Annotated in this window: 20 protein-coding genes and 1 riboswitch; of the genes, 10 read left to right on the forward strand and 10 right to left on the reverse strand. The window is 63.3% G+C overall.

The features are described from left to right. The first annotated feature begins 72 nt into the window (after nucleotides 1–72). Together trpD and trpC are read left to right on the forward strand one after the other, a co-directional pair. Complete coding sequence (trpD, locus tag BUA41_RS06550) at nucleotides 73–1098, forward strand: anthranilate phosphoribosyltransferase (protein ID WP_072821000.1); 1026 nt, start codon at nucleotides 73–75, stop codon at nucleotides 1096–1098. A 47-nt stretch (nucleotides 1099–1145) separates the two neighbouring features. Next, on the forward strand, nucleotides 1146–1952 hold the full coding sequence (gene trpC / locus BUA41_RS06555; RefSeq protein WP_072821002.1) for an indole-3-glycerol phosphate synthase TrpC: 807 nt from the start codon (nucleotides 1146–1148) through the stop codon (nucleotides 1950–1952). Between the two features lie 310 nt (nucleotides 1953–2262). On the opposite strand, the gene ydiJ is transcribed toward trpC, so the two are convergent. Continuing rightward, the gene (gene ydiJ, locus BUA41_RS06560; protein ID WP_072821004.1) at nucleotides 2263–5394 is read right to left on the reverse strand and encodes a D-2-hydroxyglutarate dehydrogenase YdiJ; all 3132 of its coding nucleotides are present in this window, start codon (nucleotides 5392–5394) and stop codon (nucleotides 2263–2265) included. 157 nt (nucleotides 5395–5551) lie between these two features. Here ydiJ and crcB point away from each other — a divergent pair, with 157 nt between their 5' ends. After that, nucleotides 5552–5929 (forward strand): fluoride efflux transporter CrcB, encoded by a 378-nt coding sequence (gene crcB / locus BUA41_RS06565; RefSeq protein ID WP_084671257.1) that lies wholly within the window; start codon nucleotides 5552–5554, stop codon nucleotides 5927–5929. Between the two features lie 25 nt (nucleotides 5930–5954). Further along, complete coding sequence (gene serS / locus BUA41_RS06570) at nucleotides 5955–7232, forward strand: serine--tRNA ligase (RefSeq protein WP_072821006.1); 1278 nt, start codon at nucleotides 5955–5957, stop codon at nucleotides 7230–7232. On the opposite strand, the gene BUA41_RS06575 is transcribed toward serS, so the two are convergent. After that, nucleotides 7222–8007, reverse strand: a complete 786-nt coding sequence (locus tag BUA41_RS06575) for an SIMPL domain-containing protein (RefSeq protein WP_072821008.1) — start codon at nucleotides 8005–8007, stop codon at nucleotides 7222–7224. The genes serS and BUA41_RS06575 overlap by 11 nt on opposite strands. Nucleotides 8008–8134: 127 nt before the next feature. On the opposite strand from BUA41_RS06575, the gene BUA41_RS06580 reads away from it, so the two are divergent. Then, the gene (locus BUA41_RS06580; RefSeq protein ID WP_072821010.1) at nucleotides 8135–9034 is read left to right on the forward strand and encodes a cobalamin-binding protein; all 900 of its coding nucleotides are present in this window, start codon (nucleotides 8135–8137) and stop codon (nucleotides 9032–9034) included. On the opposite strand, the gene cobO is transcribed toward BUA41_RS06580, so the two are convergent. Then, nucleotides 9028–9627 carry a cob(I)yrinic acid a,c-diamide adenosyltransferase gene (gene cobO, locus BUA41_RS06585; protein ID WP_072821012.1) on the reverse strand — a complete coding sequence of 200 codons (600 nt, stop codon included), beginning with the start codon at nucleotides 9625–9627 and terminating at the stop codon, nucleotides 9028–9030. The genes BUA41_RS06580 and cobO overlap by 7 nt on opposite strands. A 397-nt stretch (nucleotides 9628–10024) precedes the next feature. Between cobO and BUA41_RS06590 the strand changes: the two genes are divergently transcribed. Continuing rightward, nucleotides 10025–11545 carry a sensor domain-containing diguanylate cyclase gene (locus BUA41_RS06590; protein WP_072821014.1) on the forward strand — a complete coding sequence of 507 codons (1521 nt, stop codon included), beginning with the start codon at nucleotides 10025–10027 and terminating at the stop codon, nucleotides 11543–11545. A 60-nt stretch (nucleotides 11546–11605) separates the two neighbouring features. Here BUA41_RS06590 and BUA41_RS06595 read toward each other — a convergent pair whose 3' ends face one another. From BUA41_RS06595 to BUA41_RS06625, 7 genes are all read right to left on the reverse strand, one after another. Next, nucleotides 11606–11899, reverse strand: a complete 294-nt coding sequence (locus BUA41_RS06595) for a winged helix-turn-helix domain-containing protein (protein WP_072821016.1) — start codon at nucleotides 11897–11899, stop codon at nucleotides 11606–11608. A 46-nt stretch (nucleotides 11900–11945) separates the two neighbouring features. After that, a complete protein-coding gene (locus BUA41_RS06600; protein ID WP_072821018.1) occupies nucleotides 11946–13019 on the reverse strand; it encodes a PA0069 family radical SAM protein in 1074 nt (357 codons plus the stop codon). 68 nt (nucleotides 13020–13087) lie between these two features. Further along, nucleotides 13088–14695: an OpgD/OpgG family glucan biosynthesis protein gene (locus BUA41_RS06605; protein ID WP_072821020.1), complete on the reverse strand. Its 1608-nt coding sequence runs from the start codon at nucleotides 14693–14695 to the stop codon at nucleotides 13088–13090. A gap of 224 nt (nucleotides 14696–14919) precedes the next feature. Continuing rightward, on the reverse strand, nucleotides 14920–15300 hold the full coding sequence (locus BUA41_RS06610; RefSeq protein ID WP_072821022.1) for a hypothetical protein: 381 nt from the start codon (nucleotides 15298–15300) through the stop codon (nucleotides 14920–14922). Between the two features lie 12 nt (nucleotides 15301–15312). Then, nucleotides 15313–16638 (reverse strand): sulfite oxidase, encoded by a 1326-nt coding sequence (locus tag BUA41_RS06615; RefSeq protein ID WP_072821024.1) that lies wholly within the window; start codon nucleotides 16636–16638, stop codon nucleotides 15313–15315. Nucleotides 16639–16846: 208 nt separating this feature from the next. Then, on the reverse strand, nucleotides 16847–18712 hold the full coding sequence (locus BUA41_RS06620; RefSeq protein WP_072821026.1) for a TonB-dependent receptor domain-containing protein: 1866 nt from the start codon (nucleotides 18710–18712) through the stop codon (nucleotides 16847–16849). A gap of 144 nt (nucleotides 18713–18856) precedes the next feature. After that, a riboswitch (cobalamin riboswitch) is annotated at nucleotides 18857–19051 on the reverse strand. Nucleotides 19052–19135: 84 nt separating this feature from the next. Continuing rightward, nucleotides 19136–19912, reverse strand: a complete 777-nt coding sequence (locus tag BUA41_RS06625; protein WP_072821028.1) for a glycerophosphodiester phosphodiesterase family protein — start codon at nucleotides 19910–19912, stop codon at nucleotides 19136–19138. A gap of 167 nt (nucleotides 19913–20079) precedes the next feature. Between BUA41_RS06625 and BUA41_RS06630 the strand changes: the two genes are divergently transcribed. From BUA41_RS06630 to BUA41_RS06645, 4 genes are all read left to right on the forward strand, one after another. Then, nucleotides 20080–20850 (forward strand): 3-hydroxybutyrate dehydrogenase, encoded by a 771-nt coding sequence (locus BUA41_RS06630; protein WP_072821030.1) that lies wholly within the window; start codon nucleotides 20080–20082, stop codon nucleotides 20848–20850. A gap of 113 nt (nucleotides 20851–20963) precedes the next feature. Beyond that, entirely contained in the window at nucleotides 20964–21536 is a 573-nt protein-coding gene (locus tag BUA41_RS06635) for a hypothetical protein (protein ID WP_072821032.1), read from the forward strand. A gap of 54 nt (nucleotides 21537–21590) precedes the next feature. Next, nucleotides 21591–22568: an NADPH:quinone reductase gene (locus tag BUA41_RS06640; protein ID WP_072821034.1), complete on the forward strand. Its 978-nt coding sequence runs from the start codon at nucleotides 21591–21593 to the stop codon at nucleotides 22566–22568. A 34-nt stretch (nucleotides 22569–22602) separates the two neighbouring features. Further along, on the forward strand, nucleotides 22603–23028 hold the full coding sequence (locus BUA41_RS06645) for a septal ring lytic transglycosylase RlpA family protein (RefSeq protein WP_084671260.1): 426 nt from the start codon (nucleotides 22603–22605) through the stop codon (nucleotides 23026–23028). Nucleotides 23029–23090: the final 62 nt, after the last annotated feature.

Raw genomic sequence — 23090 nt, forward strand, 5'->3', positions numbered from 1 at the left:
TATACACTCTTATACTGTATACCTTATACCGTTATCTTGTGTCGTTGCCATCGCGACAATAAGGAGAACATCATGCAAATGCGAGAGGCGATCGATGCGGTCATGCGAGGCCGCAACCTGAGCTACGCCGACACCCATGCCGTGATGCAGCACATCATGACCGGGGAGGCCACCGATGCCCAGATCGGCGGCTTCCTGATCGGGTTGTCGATGAAGGGCGAGACGGTGGATGAGGTCGCCGCCGCCGCTCAGGTCATGCGCGAGCTGATGACACCGGTCGGGGTGCGCCTCGACGACCTGGTCGACATCGTCGGCACCGGCGGCGATGGCGCCAACCTGTTCAATGTCTCCACCGCCTCGAGCTTCGTGGTCGCCGCGGCCGGCGGGCATGTCGCCAAGCATGGCAACCGCAGCGTATCGTCTTCCTCCGGCAGTGCCGACCTGTTCGATGTCGCCGGCATCAAGCTGGATCTCGCGCCGGAGCAGGTGGCGCGCTGCATCGAACAGGTGGGCGTGGGCTTCATGTTCGCGCCCCTGCACCACCCGGCGATGCGTCACGCCATCGGTCCGCGTCGCGAGATGGGTGTGCGCACCGTCTTCAACATCCTGGGCCCGCTGACCAACCCCGCCAGCGCCCAGCATCAACTGCTAGGCGTATATCAACCCAGTCTGGTGCCGCTGATGGCCGAGGTGCTGGGTCGTTTGGGCAGCCGGCATGTGCTGGTGGTCCACGCCGAGGATGGCCTGGACGAGATTTCCCTGGCGGCGCCCACGCGGGTCGCCGAGCTGCGCGAGGGCAGGGTCGAGGAGTATGTCATCGCCCCCGAGGAGCTGGGGATAGAACGGCAGTCCCTGGAGCCCCTCAAGGTGGTCACCGCCGAGGATAGCCTACGCCTGGTCAAGGAGGCATTGGTCGGCGAGGGGGCGGCGGCGGATATCGTGGCCCTGAACGCTGGGGCTGCGCTCTACGCCGCGGATATCGCGGACAATCTCAAGGAGGGGGTGGCGCTGGCCCAGGATGCCATGGCATCGAAGCTGGCGCTGGAAAAGATGAAGGAACTGATCGATTTCAGTCGCGTGTTCAGCGATCAGCAATGAGCCCATTCCTGGGCACCCATTTTCGACTGTCCGATAGAGAGCCCGACATGACCACCACCGATGATATGCCCACCATCCTGGCCAAGATAGTGGCGCGCAAGGATGACGAGGTCGCCGAGCGCCGTGCCCGGGTCTCCGAGGCAGTGCTGCTGGAACGCGCCCGAGAGCAGGAGGCGCCGCGCGGCTTCGTCGCGGCCTTGAGCCGCACCATCGAGGAGGGCGATCCGGCAGTGATCGCCGAGATCAAGAAGGCCTCGCCTTCGCGGGGAGTCATCCGCGAGGAGTTCCGGCCCGCCGAGATCGCCAAGGCCTATGCCGAATCCGGGGCCAGTTGCCTGTCGGTGCTCACCGATGCCGACTTCTTCCAGGGGCACGAAAACGATCTGATCGCCGCTCGCCAGGCCTGTGGGCTGCCGGTGATACGCAAGGACTTCATCGTTCACGATTATCAGGTCACCGAGGCGCGGGCCATCGGCGCCGACTGCATTCTGCTGATCGTGGCCGCTCTCGATGATGCGCGGATGAAGGATCTGCACCAGCAGGCCGGCGAGCTGGGCATGGACGTACTGGTGGAGGTCCACGATGCCCTCGAGCTGGAACGCGCCCTGGCCCTCGATCTGGAGCTCGTGGGCATCAACAACCGTGACCTGCATACCTTCGAGACCACCCTCGACACGACGTTTCAGCTGCTCTCCCGGATTCCCGAAAAGGTGACGATCATTACCGAGTCGGGCATCAACACCCGGGGCGATGTCGAGCACATGCGCGAGTATGGCGTGAACGGCTTCCTGGTAGGCGAGGCCTTCATGAGGGAAGAAGACCCCGGGGCAGCCCTGCGCCGCCTGTTCTTCTGAGCCCCATGCTCGTCCCGCTGGGGCCGCGGGCGAGCACGATCCTCATCCATGTACGTCCTTTTACGGCTTTTCGACGTTTCATGTGGATTCGGTCTGATCTATCGCCCGATGAATCGGGCTTTTGCAAAACCCTTTTATATCAACCACCTGTAGGAGCTCGCTTCAGCGGACGATAGGTGCGTCGAGCTCCATGCCAAGCGTCGGAATAGGCGTGCCATCCATGTTCTGCCCCTGTCGTATGGCAGGCCTTATCGTGGCTCGGCGACAGGGGCAAATTTCACACCCAGGACCGAATGACCCCTTTTACTCGCTACGCACACTTGATGGCTTTCAGCAGCCCTTGCAAGGGGTGGTCGAGCGTGATGTCGGAGAGGCGTCTAGCCTGGCTGCGGCAGGAGTAGCCCGTGGCCAGCAGTCGTCCGTCATTCGTTTCATTCTCGACGTGGCGCTGCCAGGATTGGCCGTAGATGGTCTTCGACGTCTCGAGATTGCGCGCTTCGTGACCGTAGGTGCCGGACATGCCGCAGCAGCCGCTATCGAGCAGTTCGAGCTCCAGGCCGAAGATCGCGAACACCTGCTGCCAAGCCCTGGGTGAGCCGGGAGCCGTGGTCTTCTCGGTACAGTGCGAAAGCAGCCGAAACCCCGGGTCGGTGAGCCCGAGACCGCTGGGCGCCAGGCGCTGGCCCAGGGACACCAGCCACTCCTGCAGCAGCAGCACCTCGGGGACGGCGTCGGCCCCCAGGACCTTGGCATACTCCTGACGATAGGTGAGGGTCATGGCGGGATCGACCCCTACCAGGGGAACACCGGACTCGGCCAGGCTGCGCAGGCGCCTCGCCTGTTTTTCGGCGGTGCGTTCGAAGACGCCCAGGAACCCCTGCACATTGAGCGGCTTGCCGTTGGGCGAGAAGGGCGCGACGAACACCCGGATATCCAGGCGTGAGAGCAATTCGACGACATCCATCACCAGCTTCGACTCGAAATAGCTGGTGAAGGCGTCCTGCACCAGGATCACGCTGCGCGCCTTCTGGCGTTCGGTGAGCAGCCCCAGGCTGATGGGGGTCGCTTCGGCGATGCCCCAGGCCCTGAGCTGACTGGAAAGGCGCGCCGGGGAAAGTTGGGGGCTATCGACCATGCCGATATGCCGGGCCATCAGGCGGTCGACCAGCCGGTTGCGCAGTGCGGCATTATAGAGCGGTGTGATCGCTGACAAGTAAGGCATCATGAATTCGAGCCCGCCGATCAGGTAATCGCGCAGCGGCCGCTGATAGCGCCCGTGGTAGACCTCGAGGAACTGTGAGCGGAACTCCGGCACGTTGACCTTGATCGGACACTGTCCGGCGCAGGACTTGCAGGCCAGGCAGCCGGCCATGGCCTCGTAGACCTCATGGGAGAAATCCTCGTCGCCGCGCCGCTTGCGAACGGTATTCCAGAGGCGTAGCGGCATGTCGCGGACGAACCCCCAGGTACCCTCGGCCTTCTTCTTGCGCGACTCCTCGACCACGTCGATGCCGCTGTTGCCCTGCAGGCGCAGCCATTCGCGCATCAGGCTGGCGCGCCCCTTCGGTGAATGGATGCGTTGCCGGGTGGCCTTCCAGGAGGGGCACATGGCGTCATCGGGATCGTAGTTGTAGCAGGCGCCATTGCCGTTGCAGTAGACCGCGGCCGAGTGAGCCTGCCAGACACGCTCGTCGATCTGGCGGTCGAGCTGGCCGCGGGTGGTCACGCCGTCGATGGTCAGCAGACCCGGGTCGATCAGCCGCACCGGTTCGAAATCGTCTTGCCGAGGCATGTCAGCCGATGGCGTGGCGATCTTGCCCGGGTTCAGCTGGTTGTGTGGATCGAAGGCCGCCTTGAGGCGTTGCAGGGTCGGGTAGAGTTTGCCAAAGAATTTCGGTGCGTATTCCGAGCGTACGCCTTTGCCATGTTCGCCCCACAGCAGGCCATGATACTTGTGGGTCAGCTCGGCGACCCGGTCGGATATCTTGCGCACCAGGGCTTCCTGCTCCGGGTCCTTCATGTCCAGGGCCGGGCGCACGTGGAGCACCCCGGCATCGACATGCCCGAACATGCCGTAGTCGAGGTCGTGTTCGTCAAGAAGGGCGCGGAACTCGGCGATGTAGTCGGCCAGGTGTTCCGGCGGCACCGCGGTATCCTCGACGAAGGGAATCGGTCGCTTCTCCCCCCTGGCATTGCCCAGCAGGCCCACGGCGCGCTTGCGCATGGCATAGACCCGGCTGATCCGTTCGCGACCCTCGGCGAGGGTGTAGCCAAGACGCTCGACCCGGGTATCGGCTGCCAGATGGGCGGTGAAGGCGGCTACCTTGGCCTCGAGCTCGCTCAGAGCGTCGGCGTTGAACTCGACCAGGTTGATGCCGCAGATCGGAGCGGTGACCACCGCTGTCTCGTCGTCAGCCGCAGCGGGAAAGAACTCCGCCACGCTGTTCCAGACGAAGTCCTCCATGGCCAGATTCAGCACCTTGTCGTCCACGGTCTCGATGGAGGTAGGGCGGTTGGCTTCCAGGGCCATCAGCGCCTTGGCGTCGCGCAGGGCATCCATGAAGCTTGCGTAGCGCACATTGACCAGGGTCGAATGCTTCGCCATGGGCAGGACGTTGAGGGTGGCCTCGTTGAGCAGGCCGAGCGATCCCTCGGAGCCGCACAGCACGCTATTGAGATCGAGGCGGCCGTCCGGTGTGCGCAGGTGCGCCAGGTCGTAGCCGGTCAGGCAGCGGTTGAGCCTGGGAAAGCCAGCCTCGATCTGATCGCGCTGGGTGTCGATGATCTCCCGGGCGGTGCGATGCACTTCGCCGACGACGTCGTCCCGGGCGCATAGCGCGTCCAGTTCGTCTTCACTCAGCGGCTCGCTGGACAGGCGTTCGCCTCCCAGGAGTATCGTATCCAGTGCCAGTACATGGTCCCGGGTCTTGCCGTATTCGCAGCTACCCTGGCCACTGGCGTCGGTAGCGATCATTCCGCCGATGGTGGCCCGGTTGGAGGTCGACAGTTCCGGCGCGAAGAACAGCCCGTGGGGCTTCAGGGCCGCGTTCAGCTGGTCCTTGACCACCCCGGCCTGGACCCGCACGCGGCGATTCTCCACGTCGATGTCGAGGATGCGGTTCATGTACCGCGAGACATCCACCATGAGTCCCTCGGTGAGCGACTGGCCGTTGGTGCCGGTCCCGCCGCCCCGGGGGGCCAGCGTCACCTCGCGGAATTCGTCCCGTGCCGCCAGGCGGGCGATGCGCTGGAGGTCCTCGACGTTGCGCGGGTAGAGCACCGCCTGGGGCAGGCGCTGATAGATGGAGTTATCGGTGGCCAGCACCGTGCGATTGGCGTAGTCCGCGGCGATATCGCCGGCGAAGCCTTCCGCTTCGAGCGCCTCGATGAAGGCGGCATGGCGCTCATCGACCCGGGAAAGAGGTTCCAGTCGTGCGATCATGATCTCTTGACGTCGAGCAGGAGAGTATTCGCCTACCTTAACCGAGAAGCGCCCGGGACGCACTGCAACGATGCGACTCGAGGCTCATCGCCATGGCCCGGCGCGTCGCTTTTCCCTACAATGGAAAGCCATTTTTTTCCGGGGCTTGGAATTGACCATGATGACATGGCTGGCCGTGGCCGCCGGCGGAGCCCTGGGTGCCCTGGGGCGGTATCTGCTGGGGGGCTGGCTCACCTCGATCCTGGGGCGTGGGTTCCCCTGGGGAACCTTCGGCGTCAACCTGCTGGGCTGCTGCCTGATCGGCGCGCTCTACGTGTGGCTCATCGATGAGCTCAAGCTCTCGCCCGTCTGGCAGGCGGCGCTGATCGCCGGATTTACCGGTGCCTTTACCACCTTCTCGACCTTTGCCCTCGAGATACTGACATTGCTGGAAAATGATCGTGCCTCCATCGCCATCCTCTACGTGACCGCAAGCCTGTTGCTGGGGGTGGTCGGGGTGGCCGCCGGGATGAGATTGGCGCGATTTTTCCTATAGGTTATTTTTCAACGGACCAGACTTCATGCTCGATCCCAAACTGCTTCGCAGCGACCTCGAACGAGTCGCACACCGCCTCGCCACGCGTGGCTTCAATCTGGATACGGCGCGGTTCGAGACCCTGGAAGCCCAGCGGCGCGAACTGCAGACCGAAACCGAGCGGCTGCAGAACGAACGGAACACGCGCTCCAAGGCGATCGGTCAGGCCAAGGCGGCGGGCGAGGACATCGAACCACTATTGGCGGAAGTCAGCGATCTGGGGGAGCGCCTCGGCGAGGCCAAGGCGCGCCTGGCTGACAACAGCATGGCGCTTGATGCCTTCCTGGCCGGCTTGCCCAATATCCCCCACGAGAGCGTGCCGCCGGGCGATGACGAGAACGACAACGTCGAACTGCATCGCTGGGGCACGCCGAGGGAGTTCGACTTCGAGGTCAGGGATCATGTCGACCTCGGCGCCAAGCTGGGCTATCTCGACTTCGAGATGGCCGCCAAGCTGACTGGCTCGCGCTTCGCGGTGATGCGTGGCCCGGTCGCCCGGCTGCACCGGGCGCTCGGGCAGTTCATGCTCGACAAGCAGACCCTCGAGCATGGTTACGAGGAGTGTTACGTCCCTTACATGGTCAATCGCGACTCCCTGACCGGCACCGGGCAGCTGCCCAAGTTCGGCGAGGACCTGTTCAGGCTGGACGGCGACAACGACTACTACCTGATTCCCACCGCCGAGGTGCCGCTGACCAACTTCGCCCGGGATCACATCTTCGCCGCCAAGGAGCTGCCGGTACGCCTGACCGCCCAGACGCCCTGTTTTCGTAGCGAAGCCGGTGCCTACGGCAAGGACACCCGCGGAATGATCCGCCAGCATCAGTTCGACAAGGTCGAGATGGTGCAGATGGTTACCCCCGAGACCAGCTATGCGGCCCTCGAGGAGATGCGGGGCCATGCCGAGGCCATCCTCCAGGCGCTGGAGCTGCCTTATCGCGTCGTGACCCTGTGCGCCGGCGACATGGGCTTCGGTGCGGCCAAGACCTACGATCTGGAAGTCTGGCTGCCGAGCCAGCGGACCTATCGGGAGATTTCCTCCGTCTCCAACTGCGAGGATTTCCAGGCCCGGCGCATGCAGGCGCGCTTCCGCGATCCCGAGCACAAGAAGCCTCAACTGCTGCATACCCTGAACGGCTCCGGCCTGGCGGTGGGGCGCTGCCTGCTGGCGGTGCTCGAGAACTGTCAGAACGCCGATGGTTCGATCAGCGTGCCCGAGGCGCTACGTGGCTACATGGGCGGTGTCGACACGATCAATGCTTGATCTCCCAGGCGACGCTGACCTCGGCGTCGATGGTGATCTCGCCAGGGCGGTACTCCGGTGACGAGCCGCCCCGTTCCATGTCGGCGCTCATGGCCATCATGCGAGGGGCGAAGACGGGGGCGTTGGTTTCCTGGATGCTGAGCACCCGGCCAAGCTCGACGCCGAGGGTGCTGGCCATCAGCCGGGCCTTGTGGCGTGCCTTTTCCAATGCCTGGGTCAAGGCGTCGTCGGTGGCGGCGCTGCGATCCTTGAGATCGTAGGTCACCCCATCCAGTGCATTGACCCCGGCCTGGGTCAGTGCATCGAGAATGATGGGCAAGCGCTCAAGATCGTCAATGCGCAGGCTGATCGGGCGCTCCAGCTGGGTGCGTACCAGGGGTTCGGAGGGCTTGTTGTCGCGCATGGGCCGCTGCACGTAATCCGGGCGCACCGAGAGGGAGCCGGCATCGATGGCCTTGCTCGAAACCCCCGCCTGCTCCAGCGTGCGGATCAGTTCGCCGGTGCGATCCTCAAGACGCTTGCGGGCCTCGGCCAATGCCTCGGGGTCCGTCTGGGCGTCTTCGCTGCGGGCGATGGCGGGCGTGCGTTCCCACAGACGGGCGCTGAGTGTCGCCATGTCCGGTTCGGCCTTGATCTCCGCCTGGGCCTGAACCTGGATGCGGTGGGGGGCGGGCATAGAGGGGCGGGTCTGGGCTTGGGCGGTCGCGCCCCAGCCGATCAGGCCAGCCAGCAGCAGCCCGCTCAGCAGTCGCGGGCAAGCATCGACAGTACGCATTCTCGAGTCTCCAGGGATGGGGATAGTAAGCCGACGATCTATTGAAGCAGGATCGCTGCAAAGGGTTCCTGCAGGATAGGCTAATGCACATTGTTTTCTTGATCGACAGACAAAAGAGAGGCTAGTGATGCCGAAGCCGGCGCCAGCGCTGACGACATTGCTGGGGGTCGTGGCGGCACTACTCCTTGGCGCGAATGCCTGGGCCGATGTCGTCACGGTGACGGACGATCTGGGCAATGACGTGACTCTGCCGGCACCCGCCGAGCGGGTGGTGGCCCTGGCGCCCCACGCGGTGGAGATGCTCTACGCGGTGGACGCGGGAGAGCGACTGGTCGGTGCGATCGAGGGCAGCGACTATCCTGTCGCGGCGCGAGCCGTTCCTCGCACAGGCAGCTATCGCGGCATTGCCCTGGAGGCGATACTGGTGCGCGACCCGCAGCTGGTGATCGCCTGGGGAAGCGGCACGCCCCAGGTGGTGGTCGAACGGCTGCGCGCGCTCGACATTGCGGTTTACGTCAGCGAGCCGCGCCACTTGAGTGATGTCGCCGACAACCTGCGTGATCTGGGCCGGCTGACCGGTCAGCCGGGGAAGGGCGAACGGATCGCGCGGAATTTCGAGGAACGCCTGGCGTCGATGGAGCGATCCCTCGAACCTGCCCCCCGGGTCTTCTACCAATTGGGCGCCGATCCCCTGACCACCCTGGCCGATGGGCACATCGTCACCCAGGTCATTCGCCATTGCGGAGGCCAACCGCTGTTCGCCGAGAGCCCGGTGCTGGTGCCCCAGATTGGTCGCGAGGCATTGGTCGAAGCGCGGCCCGAGGTGATCCTCGCGGCCAGCGAAAACGATGCCTGGCAGGCCTCTTGGCAGAAGTGGTCGATCTTGTCCGCGGTGCGCGACGAGCGACTCCATACTCTCGAGCCCGACTGGATCAGTCGCCCCGGCCCGCGCCTGATCGAGGCGGTGGAGCAGGTATGCGACGCATTGGCGATGAAAGAGCCAAGGATCGATAGGGGGTCTCAATAGTCGATGCCGCGCCGTGCCTGCAACCCGCTATTGAAGGCATGCCGGGTTTCCTGCATCTCTGTCACGGTATCGGCCATGGCGACAAGCTCGCGATGCGCGTTGCGCCCGGTGACGATAACGCTCTGCTCTGCGGGACGATTAGCGATGGCTCGCTTGACCGTCTCGATATCCAGGTAGCCGAACTTGAGCATGTAGGTGATTTCGTCGAGCACCACCAGGTAGACGGCGGGATCGGCCAGCAGGCGTTCCGACTCGCGCCATACCTCAAGACACGCCTGGGTGTCGCTCTCTCGGTTCTGGGTTTCCCAGGTGAACCCGGTGGCCATCACCTGGACCTCCAGGTTGTCATCCGCGATCAGCCGTTCGCGTTCGCCACACTCCCAAAGCCCCTTGATGAACTGGATCACGCCGACCCGGTAACCGTAGCCCAAGGCGCGGGTCACCGTGCCCCAGGCGGCAGTGGTCTTGCCCTTGCCGTTGCCGGTGAAGACCAGCAGCAGCCCACGCTGCTCCTGGGCGCTGGCCACGCGTTCGTCCACGTGGCTCTTTAGCTTCTGCATGGACTGCCGATGACGCTTGTCACGATCACTCATTGAAGACTCTCTCCGCAAGGCGAGGCTTGAATTCCTGAAGGTATGGTACCTCAGATATTATCTGGGCCGGTGAAAATGGTACTTGAATAACATGGGTTAAAAAAGCAGGAGGGACGTGCGTTTACTATGCATGCTTAATGTTATTTGTTACTATGTTTTCAAAGATTTTTACATTTGTTGACGCTCTATTTTCAGGTCAACTTTTTAGGTCAACGATGAAGTTAGTGGTAGCCTAAAATTTCTATCTGTTTAATAGTGAATTTTTTTCATTAACTTGTTTAATATTTTTTGGTTGTCAAAAGTAAAAATTAAAATTCTGTTTCAGGTGCGCCATGTCTTCTAAGCATGAAAGTCTCGTTTCAACTGCTCAGCAGGCGTAGAGACAAAGGGGAATCGCATGTTGCCGAACGAACTCCGTCAATTGCTCGAGCGCGCTGACGCGCTGCCTTCCTTGCCTGCGGTGGTGGTGCGCGTGGTCGAACTGGCCCGTGATACCAGTGCCAACCTGCAGGAGGTCGTGGAAACCCTGGGCCGGGATCCCGCACTTTCCGCACGCCTGCTGTCGCTTGCCAATACCGTATTCTATGCCCAGCACCGGGCAGCGGAAGACCTCACCCAAGCCGTCAACCGCATCGGGCTGGAGCGCACCCTTTCCCTTGCCCTCGGCTGCAGCCTGGTCTCTTCCAGCAAGAAGCGTGGCGCCTCTGGTTTCGATCTCGAGCGCTACTGGCAACGCTCGCTGCTTTGCGCCGTGAGTGCCAAGTCGTTGGCGGAATCGCTGAATTTGCATGACGAGGCGGGGGCGTTGTTCACGGCCTCCCTGCTACAGGACATCGGCATGCTGGCACTGCATGCCGCCGAGGAGGAACGCTATGTCAAGCTGCTAGGTGAAGCCGACACCCACGCGGAACTCATCGATCTCGAGCAGCAGGCTTATGGTACCGATCACGCCCAGGTGGGGGGCTGGCTTGCCGAGCGCTGGCAGCTTTCGGAACGGACCTTGAACTGGATCCGCAGCAGTCATGATCCCTTGGAACAGGGCGGATCTCGAGAACAACAAATCAGCAACTGCGTCATTGCCGCTGGTATTTTAGCTGACGCCTGGAGGGAGGGAGAGGCCACATTGGGGGCGGCTATGGCGACCCTCGAGGAGTATTTCGACCTCGAGACGCCGGACGTGTTGGCCACCATCATGGAACTCCAGGAGCAATTGCCCTTGCTGGCGTCGCTTTACGACATCACGGTTCCGGAGCGCCTGGATGGCAATCGGTTGATGCTCGAGGCCAAGCAGCTTCTGGCCGAGAAGAATGCACGCCTGCAGCAGGACCTGGTTCGACAGCAAGAAGAGATCGAGAGACTACGTCAGCAGCAACGCGACTTGAGCCTGCAGACCAGGCTCGATCCGCTTACCCGGGTGTATAACCGCGCCTATATCGAGGAAATCCTCAATGGCTTGTTCGATGAGATGCGCGAGGAGTTTCGGCCCTTGGCGGTTGTCTTCATGGACCTGGATCACTTCAAGAGCATCAACGACGACTATGGTCATGCCGTCGGCGACGAAGTGCTGAAGAACTTCACCATGTTCCTGCGCCCCATGGCGGAAGCGGCGGGGGGAGAGATAGGGCGTTATGGCGGCGAGGAGTTCGTGGCCATCCTCCCGAACCATGACGGTGAAGGGGCCATGAGTTTTGCCGAATATGTCAGGAGCCGCTTGAAGCAGGTATCGCTGGGTGGAACCAGAAACCCGGGGCTCCGTGTCACGGCCTCCTTTGGCATCGCGACCATCGTGAAAGGCAATGAATTCCGCAATGTCGGGGCGCTCCTGGATGCCGCGGACAGCAGCATGTACCTTTCAAAGCGCAGTGGGCGGGATCGCATCACGATCTTCCCGACGGGAAGCGGCCTGATGGCTGGGTGAGCGAAAGCCGACACGGCAGGTTTCAGGTGCTGGCCACGTCCAGGCCGGCACTCGATGCCATCAGGGGTACCCCAGTGCTTGCTTGATGCGTTGCAGGTTCGCCTTCACCCAGCGTGAGTCGATCGCGCCCCAGTCGCGTATGACATAGCGGCCGATGTTGTGTCGTGCGCCTTCCTCGGGTTCGAATTCGCAGACGATGTCCAGCTCGCCCAGGGCGTTGATGGTGTCCTGGGCGGTACGCCGGGGCATGCCGGTTGCCTCGATGAGTTCGGGAACGCTGGCGACGCCACCATCGATCAGATGCGCGACGTACAGACGGCGATAGAAGCTGGATCGGGTCTTGCTGATAGGCATGGCGTGTCTCGTTACCAATGACCCAGCTCATGCTACCCCAATCGCGTTACAGAAACAGATCGCCCTGGGCATGGGGCGGTCGAAACGCACTGCAGTCCAGCCCCATCGCCGTGTGTTCGTTCATGCCCAGGCGTCGGCTGGCCTTGGTGAAGCGCTGAGCCAGCAACTGGGCAAACACGCCCTGGCCGCGCATGCGGTGGCCGAAGCGTGAGTCGTAGGTCTCGCCACCGCGACATTGGCGTATCAGGCTCATGACCTTGCCGGCGCGCTCGGGATAGTGGCTGGTCAGCCACTCCTCGAACAGCGGTGCCACTTCCCGGGGAAGGCGCAGCAGCATCCAGGCGGCGCTGCGTGCACCGGCCTCGTGAGCCGCCGCCAGCAGGCTCTCCATCTCGTGATCGTTGAGCCCCGGGATCATCGGCGAAAGCAGCACACCGACCGGGACACCTGCGGCATTCAGTTCACGCAGGATCTTGAGTCGAGCCCCGGGGGAGGCCGTGCGTGGCTCCAGGGTGCGCTTGAGGTCATCGTCGAGGCTGGTCAGGCTGATGAAGACGCGTATCAGCCCCTTGGCCGCCATCTCACCGAGCAGCGTCTTGTCGCGCAGGATCAGCGCGCTCTTGGTGACCAATGTCACCGGGTGGCGGCACTCCAGCAGCAGCTCGAGAACGGCACGGGTCGTGCGTCGTTCGGCTTCCAGGGGCTGGTAGCAATCGGTATTGCCGGAAAGGTTGATGGGCTGGCAGATGTAGCCAGGCCTGCAGAGTTCCTCGCGAAGTCGTTCGACGAGCCCCGTGCGGGCGATCAGGCGGGTCTCGAAATCGATGCCCGGTGACAGATCCCAGTAGGCGTGGCTGGGCCGGGCATAGCAGTAGATGCAGCCGTGTTCGCAGCCCCGGTAGGGGTTCAGCGAGCGGTCGAAACCGAGATCCGGCGACTGGTTCCAGGAGAGCGCGCTTTTCGCGGACTCATCGCGTACCGTGGTGGCCAATCGCTCGGGCAGTTCCTCCTGCCACCAGCCATCGTCGACCGCCACGCTGTGGGTCGGCGCGAAGCGGTTGTGGGGATCGTAGGTGGCGCCGCGCCCCTTGCGGGGCGCGGCGCGATGCTGGATGGCCATGATGACGACGCCTTAAACTGTATTTAAATACAGTATAGAGCCGTTGGCGATCCCTGCAACCCGGCTGGCTACAGGTGGCCGGGATTGTGCAGTTCCCGCTCATCGCCCGGCGGCGGCGTCCACTGGTAGATCCAGGTCTCGGTCAACGGCTTGTCGCCCGCCTTGAGATAGAGCCGCAGGTTGATGGGATCGGTACCGTCGTCCGGGGGCACGACATCGAACATGGCGCGGTAGCCCTGAATCGCGTTCAGCGGTCGGGCCGAGGTGATCTCTACGCGCCCCGCGGAATTCTCGATGACCGGTTCGACGGTGATCTCCTCGTCGGCGTCGAAGGGGAAGGGGCCGCCCTGGAAGTCGACCACGAATCGCCAGCTGAAGTATTCGCGGCGCTGGCCGACGACGCCACCGATACCGGTGCGGGTGGCCACGCAGCGCGCTAGATCGGTCTCGGCGGGCGGTCTTGCACGCCAGTAGAGGCGGTAGCCATAGAGCATCTCGCTGCCGGGCTCGACCGGCGCTTCGGGGTTCCAGAAGGCGACGATGTTGTCGAAGGTCTCGTCGAGGGTGGGGATCTCGACCAGTTGAATCGCCCCGGCGCCCCAGTCGGACTTGGGCTCGACCCAGACGCTCGGGCGCTGGTCGTAGAAGACGCTGTCGTCCTGATAATGGTCGAAGTTGCGATCGCGCTGGATCAGGCCGAAGCCTCGTGGGCTCTTGTCCTGGTAGGAGTTGAAGCGCAGGGTGGGCGGGTTGGCCAAGGGGCGCCACAGCCATTCGCCGCTGCCGGTATGCATGGAGAGGCCGTCGGAGTCGTGAATCTCCATGCGCCAGTCCCAGTTTGCCTGCTGGTCGTTCTCGCCCACCATGTACATGCTGGTCAAGGGTGCCACGCCCAGGCGCTCGATGGCCTTGCGCGGGTAGAGGGCGGCATCCACGTCCATGACCACGCCGTTGCCGGTGGTGATCGCGAAGCGGTAGGCGCCGGTGACGCTGGGGGATTCGAGCAAGGCGTAGACGTTGACGACATCGCTGTTGTCGTCGGGACGCTCGAGCCAGAAGCGGGTGAAGTTGGGAAACTCCTCGGGCCGCGCCATGGCCGTGTCGATGGCCAGGCCGCGAGCCGACATGCCGTACTGATAGGACTTGCCGACGGCACGGAAATAGCTGGCGCCGAGGAAGGAGGCGACATCGCGTTTCCAGTCGTTCTTGTGGTGAATGCGAAAGCCGGCGAACCCCAGGTCCTCGGGCAGGGCGTCACCCTCGATGCCGGACTTGCCGTAATCGAACATGGCCGGGTCGTAGGCGATTTCCCGGGCCTTGCCGTCGACGATCTCGTAGATGTGTACCGGCTTCTTGAAATAGAGCCCGAGATGGAAGAGCTGGGCCCGAATCCGCGACTGCTCGTTGTCGGCCCACAGGGCATGATCCGGCTTGAAGGTGATCGCCTGGTATTCGTCCCAGGTCATGTCCTGCAGCTGAGACGGCAGTTCCCCGTCGGCCGATGGGGCATCCTGCTGGGACAAGTGCCTTGCCAGCCCCTTGAGCCAGGCATAATCGAAGGACGCTTCGGGGCCGATCGATTTGGTCTGGCTCTCGATGGCGGCGAACACGGTGGAAAGAGGCAGAAAGGCACTGCTCAGCACGCTGGCGGCCTTCAGGAAATCGCGTCGATTCATGTCTGTCGTCCTGGACGGTTTGAGTCTTTCGTGAACTCTGGAGTGTATCCCTGCACTTCTTGTCTTGTGGCGCTCTTCTCTTGTGGCACTACGCTACGTCAGCCGCGAGAAAACCTCCATAGCTTGTCGGCTGACATGGCTTGTCGGCTGATGGCCGGGTCGCCACGTGAAGATGACAAGGCCCCGCCATGGCGGGGCCGCCGTCGGTCGATGAACGAGTCGGCTCACCCGGATGCCTGATCCTCTTGCTTGTAGGGGTTCTCCGGCAGCAAGTCGCGGGCCAGCGGTGGCCGGCGCGCATGTTCCTTGGGGCCGTAATGCTCGGCCAGATAGTCGAGAATGGTCGCTTCCATCTCGGGGCGAAACTGCCACAACCCCTGGGTATCCTGCATCCAGCGGATGAGGCTTTCCCAGTGATTGCGCGAGCCGCTGTTCTGGGTCACCAGCTTGGCCGAATGGCAGACGGTGCAGTTGGCCTTGACCGTCTGCCAGCCGTCGGCAATGACGAAGCCACTCTCCGGATCGGTTTCCTGGGCCAGGAGGGGCAAGGGTGCCAGCAGGGGCAAGGCGAGTGCTGTCAGTGCCAGCCGTTTTGCGATGTTCATGGCGTCGACCCCCTAGGCGATCTGCACCGCGATGCGGTGACAGGCGTTGTTGAGATAGCCCTTGGGGTTCCACCCGGGCACGACCATGGGCTGGGAGACGCCTTCGCTATCGGTGGCCTTGGCCCACACTTCGTAGTAGCCCGGTTCGGGAAACTCCAGCGTGGCGGTGAAGCGCTGCCAGGCCAGCCGGTTGGGAGCCTCCTTGAGTTCGGCGTGCTGCCAGGTGGCGCCGAAGTCGATGGAAACCTGTACGTTCTCGACCGACAGATCACCCGCCCAGGCGTGGCCGCGCACGTGGAGCGGCTCGTTCAGGGCGTGGGTGATGCCCGATCTGGGAAAGGTGATCAGGGACTTGACCGGCATGGAATGGATGGTTTGCATATCCTCGTCGGGCACGTCGGTGCCCGGTGCCACGGGCTGCTTGGGTACGCTGTAGGAAGGAGGCGCCATCTTGGTGCCATCGTGTTTCTGGTTGCGAATCACGATGCGTCTGAGCCACTTGCCGGACACCGAGCCGGGCCAGCCGCCGCAGACCAGTCGCAAGGGGTGGCCGTTCTGGTAGGGAATGTCCTCGCCGTTCATCGCCCAGGCGATCAGGGACTCGTCCTCCAGCGCCTTTTCCATGGGCACGCCCCGGGAAATGGCCTCCTTGTTGGCATCGCCGCTGGCGTGGATGTCCGCACCGTAGTAGCCGATATACACCGCGTCGTCCTTGATGCCGCAGGCCTCCAGCACATCTCTCAGGCGCGCGCCGGTGAAACTCGGGCAGGCCACGGCGCCGGTCGTCCACTGATTGCCGCTGGCCGAAGGGGTGTATTCCGCACGGCCGTTGCCGCCACACTCCACCTGCAGCTGGTAGGTGTGGTGATCGAACTTATCCTTGAGTTCGGCGATGCTGAAGGTGGCGGGATTGACGCAGGATTCTCCGGCGACTTCCAGCGTCCAGCCGTCGACATCGATGCTGCTCTGTTCAGGCGGCAGGCCGTTGTTGCGCACGAACATGTGCCTGCCCGGGGTGATATCGTCATCGAGCAGGTGCGGGGGTGTCTCGGCGTTGATCGGTCGATCGTTGAGCACCACCAGCCCTTCCTTGCCCGTGATGCTGAAAGGTTCGTCGCTCTGCGCCAGGGCTGCGGGGATCAGCCCCGCCGGCATCTTGTCGGCGAAGGGAATCGAGGCCCCCAGGGCCGCCCCCATGGCCAGCAGGCTGCTGCGTTTGAGAAAGCCGCGTCGGGTCAGCGGGTCGGCTTCGCGATCCCATAATCGCTTGTCGGCGGCGACGGGGTCCTCGGCGTAGAGTTCGTGAATTCCGCGGGTCTCGAGCGTCTTTTTAGTCATTGTCGTGCTCCTTGAGGAATCGGGAAGTGGCGACTCGGGCGTGAAGAGGGGCATCACGACGGTCGACCATTGTCATGGACACGCCTTGGAACGCGTTGCCAGGTGGAGCAAGGCGTGGTTATAAGATTATAAGACGGATGGCGAAAAATGCTGGAAGTATCCTGCCCGACGACAAGGCCGGGCAGGGGTGCGAGTGCCGGTGAAGAAGTCAATAGCGCAGGGTGACGCCACCTTCCACGTAGCGATCTCGAGTGTTGTAGCCATCGACGAGCTGATACTGCTTGTCGAGCACGTTTTCGATCTTGGCCGATAGCTCCACCTCGGGGGTGACTTGCCAGGCGGCGCGCAGATCGACGATGCCGTAACCGCCGACCTCGGTACCGCCGTAGGAAGTGCGTTCGCTGTAGGCGCGCAGCGTGGAGCCGATCTCGACGCCATCGCTGAGGTCATAGTCGATGTCGAGCCGGGCAAAGCGTTCCGCCCGGTTCAGTAGCCGATCGCCTTCCTCGACGCCGGCGAAGGGGTCGGACCAATGGCGAATCTCCGGGTCCTGGAAAGTCACCGCCAGGCGGGTGGAGAGACGCTGACCCTGCCAGCCGCCGGAGAGCTCGACGCCGCGAATGCGCGCCTCGTCGACATTGCGGTAGCTGCCGTCCAGGAAGCCCCCGGTATAGACGATCAGGTCGTCGATACGATTCTGGAAGGCAGTCACGCGGGTATCGAAACCGGCACGACGGTATTCCCAGAAGGCTTCGATATTCTTCGCGGTTTCCGCCTCGAGGTCCGGGTTGGGATCGAAGGTGCCGTAGAGATCGCTCAGGCTCGGCGCCTTGAAGGCGGTAGCGTAACTGGCGCCCAGGCGTTGATTGGGCGTCAGTCGATAGCCGTAGCCGAGGCTGCCGGTGGTCTCGTCGCCGAACAGGGAATCGTCGTCGTGACGCAGCGACCCCGTCAGCTGGTGAAGGCCGTAGTCGCGCTCAACCAGGCCGTAGAGGCCGACATTCTCGCGGCTGTCTCGAGCATATTCGGCCCCGGCCCGATTCCAGAAGTCGACGCGCTCGTGGCGGTAGTCCACCCCCAGGGCGATCAGGCCGTCGTCCTGGTAGAAGCGGTTTTGCAGGCCGATCTCGTCACGCTGTGTGGCGGTGCGCGATTGACGCTCGCCGCGATACTCCTCCCGGCGCACCTCGTCGAAATGCCCCGCGGTGAGTTCGATATCCCAATGGGGGCGCAGCGTGGCGTTCAGGCTGCCGGCGAAGCTCTGCTGATAGCCATCGCTGATACAATCGTTGGTGCCCGGAGCGAGGAAGTCGCCGCTGCGAAAGCAGTTGTCGTACTCGGCCTCGAAGTCCTGACGCAGCGCACTGACACTGGCGCTGACCTGCTCGTCGAAACGGTGGCTCAGCCCGAGCTGAGCGCCATGGCGCTCGAACCCATCGCGTTCGCCACTTTCATCGTCGGTGCGGGCATTGAAGCCTTCGGTCTCGCGATTGAACACGGTGGCGTTGAGGCGGGTATCCTCGTTGCCGGTTCCGATCCACAGATTCTGGCGATGACTGTCGTTGCCGCCGACACGAGTGTTCAGGCTGGCTTGAGTGCCTGCCCGGCTGCCTTGTCGGGTGAATACCTGGATCACCCCACCGATGGCATCGGCACCATAGATCGCGGCCCGAGGGCCGCGCACGATCTCGATGCGCTCGATGGCGGAAGGGTCGAGAAACTCGAGACTGGCGCGACCATCCACGGCGGAGTTGGCGCGCACGCCGTCCACCAGCACGACGCTGTGGTTCGAGTTGCTGCCCCGCAGGAACAGGCTGCTGACACTGCCTGGCGGGCCATTCTGGGTAATCTCGACCCCCGCCCGGGCTTGCAACAGATCGATGACCGACGCCGCCTGCAGGCGTTCGATTTCCTCTCGTTCGATGATGGTGGTGCTGGCCAGGAGATCGGCCTGGGACTGGGGCAGGCGATTGGCGGTGACCTGAATATCCTCCAGGCGCTGCTGGGCAAGGGCCTGGTTGCTCGCTGAAATGGCCAGTATGGCCAGCCACAGCGTGTTCTTCTTGTACCACATGGGTGTTCCTCACGCGCGTAGGTGTTGCATCGGTACGCGATGAGAAGGACAGGGAGGTGACGACCCGCAGATACGCTTGTCGAGTGACGAGGTAATGCGCCGGGCAGGCCCGGAGAGCCGCCACTGGCGAAGCCCTCCGCATCAGCCAGTGCAAAGACCCAGGCCGGTCTCCGGACTGACGCGTCGCGGAACGCGAGGTTCCGACGACTCGATGACGCCTTCCCATCCTCGGGACAGTGGCTGACAGTGCTGTCATGCCATCGAGTCACGCGATCACCGTTGCGGGGGCAGTGCGGAGTTTTCATCCGCTTCCCGGGCACCTGGGTCTCAACGATCGGGAATTCTGATAGGGTCGATAGGCCAAGTCAATCGCCGGGGCAGAACGTCGCACGACAGCCGATCTCAATGGGCCGTCGATGTGCGCTAACCCGCGATGCGGGACTGTCGGAGCAAACGCCCGGGATCGTCGCTGATGGCGCTGGCCACGCCCCAGGCTCGCAAGCGTTCGAAAACTCGCGGGTCGTTGACGGTGTAGCAGAGCAGCGAATAAGGACTGGCGGCCATGGCCTGCGCCGTCCGAGCGCTCAGGCGACGCCAGTCGACGTGTAGGCTGTAGGCCTCCAACCTCGCGGCGTCATCGGCCCAGTTCCGTGGCGGTCGCTGATAGAGGATGCCCAGGCGCAGCCGCTCGGGATCGGGCTGACGAGTGCGCATGACGCCGAGGGCCACGGCATCGAAAGAGGAAAGGATCAGACGTTTCGCCGGCACCGCCTCCATCACCCGAGGCAGCACGGCCTCGACCAGAGCCCGGGCGTCGCGGCCACGATTGACCTTGAGCTCGAGGTTGAGGCCCAGCCCCAGTTCGTTGACCAGCTCGAGCATTTCATCGAGGGTCGCCATGCGCTCGCCAGTGAATTTCGCCTCGAACCAGCTGCCGACATCGAGTGTCTTCGCGCTGGCGAGACTCAGGTCGCGCAGTCGGCCACGGCCATTCGAGCAGCGTTTCACATCGCCGTCATGCCAGATGACCGGCGTGCCATCGCCCAGCAACTGCACGTCGAGTTCGATCCAGCGTGCGCCCGTTTCATGCGCGGCGCGCACCGCGCTCAGGGTGTTTTCGGGGGCGTGGGCGGAAAGGCCGCGATGGGCCATGGTGCAGGGCAGCTCGTCGGCGACGGGCGGCGAAGGGGAAGGGGTCATGCGTGTTGAACTCCGCGTGGGGCATGTCGGCAACCAATGATGGATTGTTCGAAATCGCCCGCTAGGCTAGCGTAGTTTCATGTCATTAATCACCCACGCGATACCGCCCGCTGGAGAGGCCGTATCGGCCGGGGTATCACGCTACTGCAACGACAAGGAGAGTGGTCATGGAATTGAACGGTAAGGTTGCCGTCATCACCGGCGGCGCCAGTGGCATCGGCTACAAGATTGCCGAGCGTTTCGTCGAGGCAGGAGGCCGCGTTGCAATCGCCGACATCGACGAGGGCAAGGCCGAGCAAGCCGCCAAGGCCCTGGGCGACCAGGCGATGGCCGTGGAGATGGATGTCACCGACGAGCGTTCGGTCGAGGATGGGGTCGACAAGGTGGCGGAAAAGTGGGGCAGCATCGACATCCTGCTCTCAAACGCCGGCGTGCAGATCGTGCATCGGCTCGAGGACTTCCCCTTCGAGGAGTGGAAGAAGCTGACTTCCATTCATCTGGATGGCGCCTTCCTGACCACCAAGGCCTGCATCAAGCACATGTACAAGCAGAACTCCGGTGTGCTGCTGTACATGGGGTCGGTACACTCCAAGGAAGCCTCGCCGCTGAAGTCCGCCTACGTGGCAGCCAAGCACGGGATCCTCGGTCTGGCCAGAGTAATGGCCGTGGAAGGCGCCAAGTATGGGGTGCGCACCAACGTCATCTGCCCCGGCTTCGTCGAGACGCCCCTGGTCACCAAGCAGATCCCCGAACAGGCCAAGAACCTGGGCATCTCGGAGCAGGAGGTGCGCGATGACATCATGCTCGGCGGTACCGTCGACAAGGAGTTCACCCAGACCAGCGATATCGCCGAATTGGCCCTCTTTCTCGCCGCGCACCCGACCAATGCCTTCACCGGTCAGTCGATCGTGGCGAGCCATGGCTGGTACATGAACTGAGCGTTGGTCAAGCGAGACGGCCTTGGTGCGGCTCGTGAAAGCCTGCTAATCTGCGGGCTTTTGTCCGTGGCCTTCCCTGCGGACAAAGCCGATGAACGCGTGGAGCGACGCCGATGAAAGTGGTGCACGTAAAGAATGAAACACAGCGTGATGCCTGCCTCGCGCGACTGTGCGCCGAGGTCTATGGTCACGAGGCCGGTATCGCGCCGCTGGCGACCTTCGCCGGAACCTTGAGCGCACTGATGACCCAGGAGGCCGCCCGGGTGCTGGCCCTGGTCGACGGCGAGTCGCGTCCGGCTGCCTTGGCGCTGCTGACCCTCGACGAGCAGGGCGAAAGCATGGAGGTGGCGATGCTCACCGGCCTGGATGACGCCCAGGTGACCGACCCCGCTCAGCGCCTGGTCAAGGAACTGGCGCTCAAGGCGCCACTGCGGGTCAATGCCGCCACTGCCGAGCAGGAGAGAATGTTTCGGGAATGCGGCATCGAGCGCTGGTTCGATGGGGCCGAAGGAGTGCGCATCGGCGTGAGCCACCGGCATGGTGCCACCCGACTGGACGAACTCCCCCCTGCCATGCGCTTCGACGAGCGCGCGGTGATCCAGGCCTTCAAGCAGGACAAGGCCATCTTCGACGGCTACAAGCAGCGTTTCATCCGCGGGCTCGAATCTTTTCCGGCGGTGCTGTGAGCCGAAGCGCTCGCAGGACGTGCAAATCCCATTGATCGAATAAGGACCGTTCTCATGCCCAAGCGTATCCAGTTTTCCCAGACCGGCGGCCCCGAGGTGCTCGAGGTTGTCGATGCCGCACCGGACGAGCCCAAGGAGGGCGAGGTGCGGGTCAAGAACCATGCCGTGGGCCTGAACTTCATCGACATTTACTTCCGCACTGGCTTGTATCCGGCGCCGTCCCTGCCTTCGGGGCTCGGTACCGAGGGCGCCGGTGTGGTGGATGCCGTCGGCCAGGGCGTGTCCCACCTTAAGGAGGGCGACCGGGTCGCCTATGCCTTGGGCCCTCTCGGGGCCTACGCCGAGTTGCATGTGCTGCCGGCGGAGAAGGTGGTGAAGCTGCCCGAGGGTGTCGCCTTCGAGACCGCGGCAGGCTGCATGCTCAAGGGGCTGACGGTGCAGTACCTGCTGCGCCAGACCTATCGGCTGCAGAAGGGCGAAACGATCCTGTTTCATGCCGCCGCCGGTGGCGTCGGTTCCATCGCCTGCCAGTGGGCCAAGGCGATGGGAGTCAAGCTGATCGGTACGGTCGGGTCCAAGGAAAAGGCCGAGCTGGCAAAGAAGAACGGTGCCTGGGCGACCATCGACTATACCCAGGAGAACGTGGTCGAGCGGGTGCGGGAGCTGACCCAGGGCGACATGGTGCCGGTGGTCTACGATTCGGTGGGCAAGGATACCTGGGAGACGTCCCTGGACTGCCTGCAGAAGCGTGGCCTGATGGTCAGCTTCGGCAACGCGTCCGGGTCGGTCGAGGGGGTGAGCATCAACATTCTCAACCAGAAAGGCTCGCTTTATCTCACGCGGCCGAGCCTTGCCGGTTACGCCGATTCCCACCAACGCCTGGAACAGATGTCGGGCGAGCTGTTCGAGATGCTCGAAAGCGGCAAGCTCAAGATCGACATCGCTCAGCGGTATCCCCTGGATAAAGCCGGCGAGGCCCAGGCAGCGTTGGCGGAACGCAAGACGACCGGCTCGACCGTGTTGCTGCCCTGAGCGACGATAGGCCTCCACTCTCGGAGGCATGATGATGCTTGCTACTTTGAATGGAAAGTTCCTGGGCAGCCGTAGTGCCAGGACGGGTGCAGCGATTGCGCTCAGCGTTGGCCTGTTGGCGGGGTGTGCGGGAAATCGCTCTTCATCGGTCGGACCCGGCACGGCCAACTTCGTCGACGAAGGGCAGGCCTCCTATTACAGCGATGCCTACCAGGGCAAGCGTACCGCCAGTGGCGAACGCTATGACCGCAGTGCCATGACCGCCGCGCATCCTTCGCTGCCTTTCGGGACTCGGGTCGAAGTGATCAATCTCGACAACGGCCGCGAGGTGGTGGTGCGTATCAACGATCGCGGACCCTTCGTGCGCGGGCGGATCATCGACCTTTCCTATCGCGCCGCCGAACAGTTGGGAATGATTCGCAGTGGAACGGCGCCGGTAAGGGTGAGAGCAGTCAACTGATCATCCCTGGGCAAACGATTCGCCCCGGCAAGAATGCCGGGGCGAATCGTTTCTGGCGATCA

The sequence above is a fragment of the Modicisalibacter ilicicola DSM 19980 genome (assembly GCF_900128925.1).
GTDB classification, from domain to species: Bacteria; Pseudomonadota; Gammaproteobacteria; order Pseudomonadales; family Halomonadaceae; genus Modicisalibacter; species Modicisalibacter ilicicola.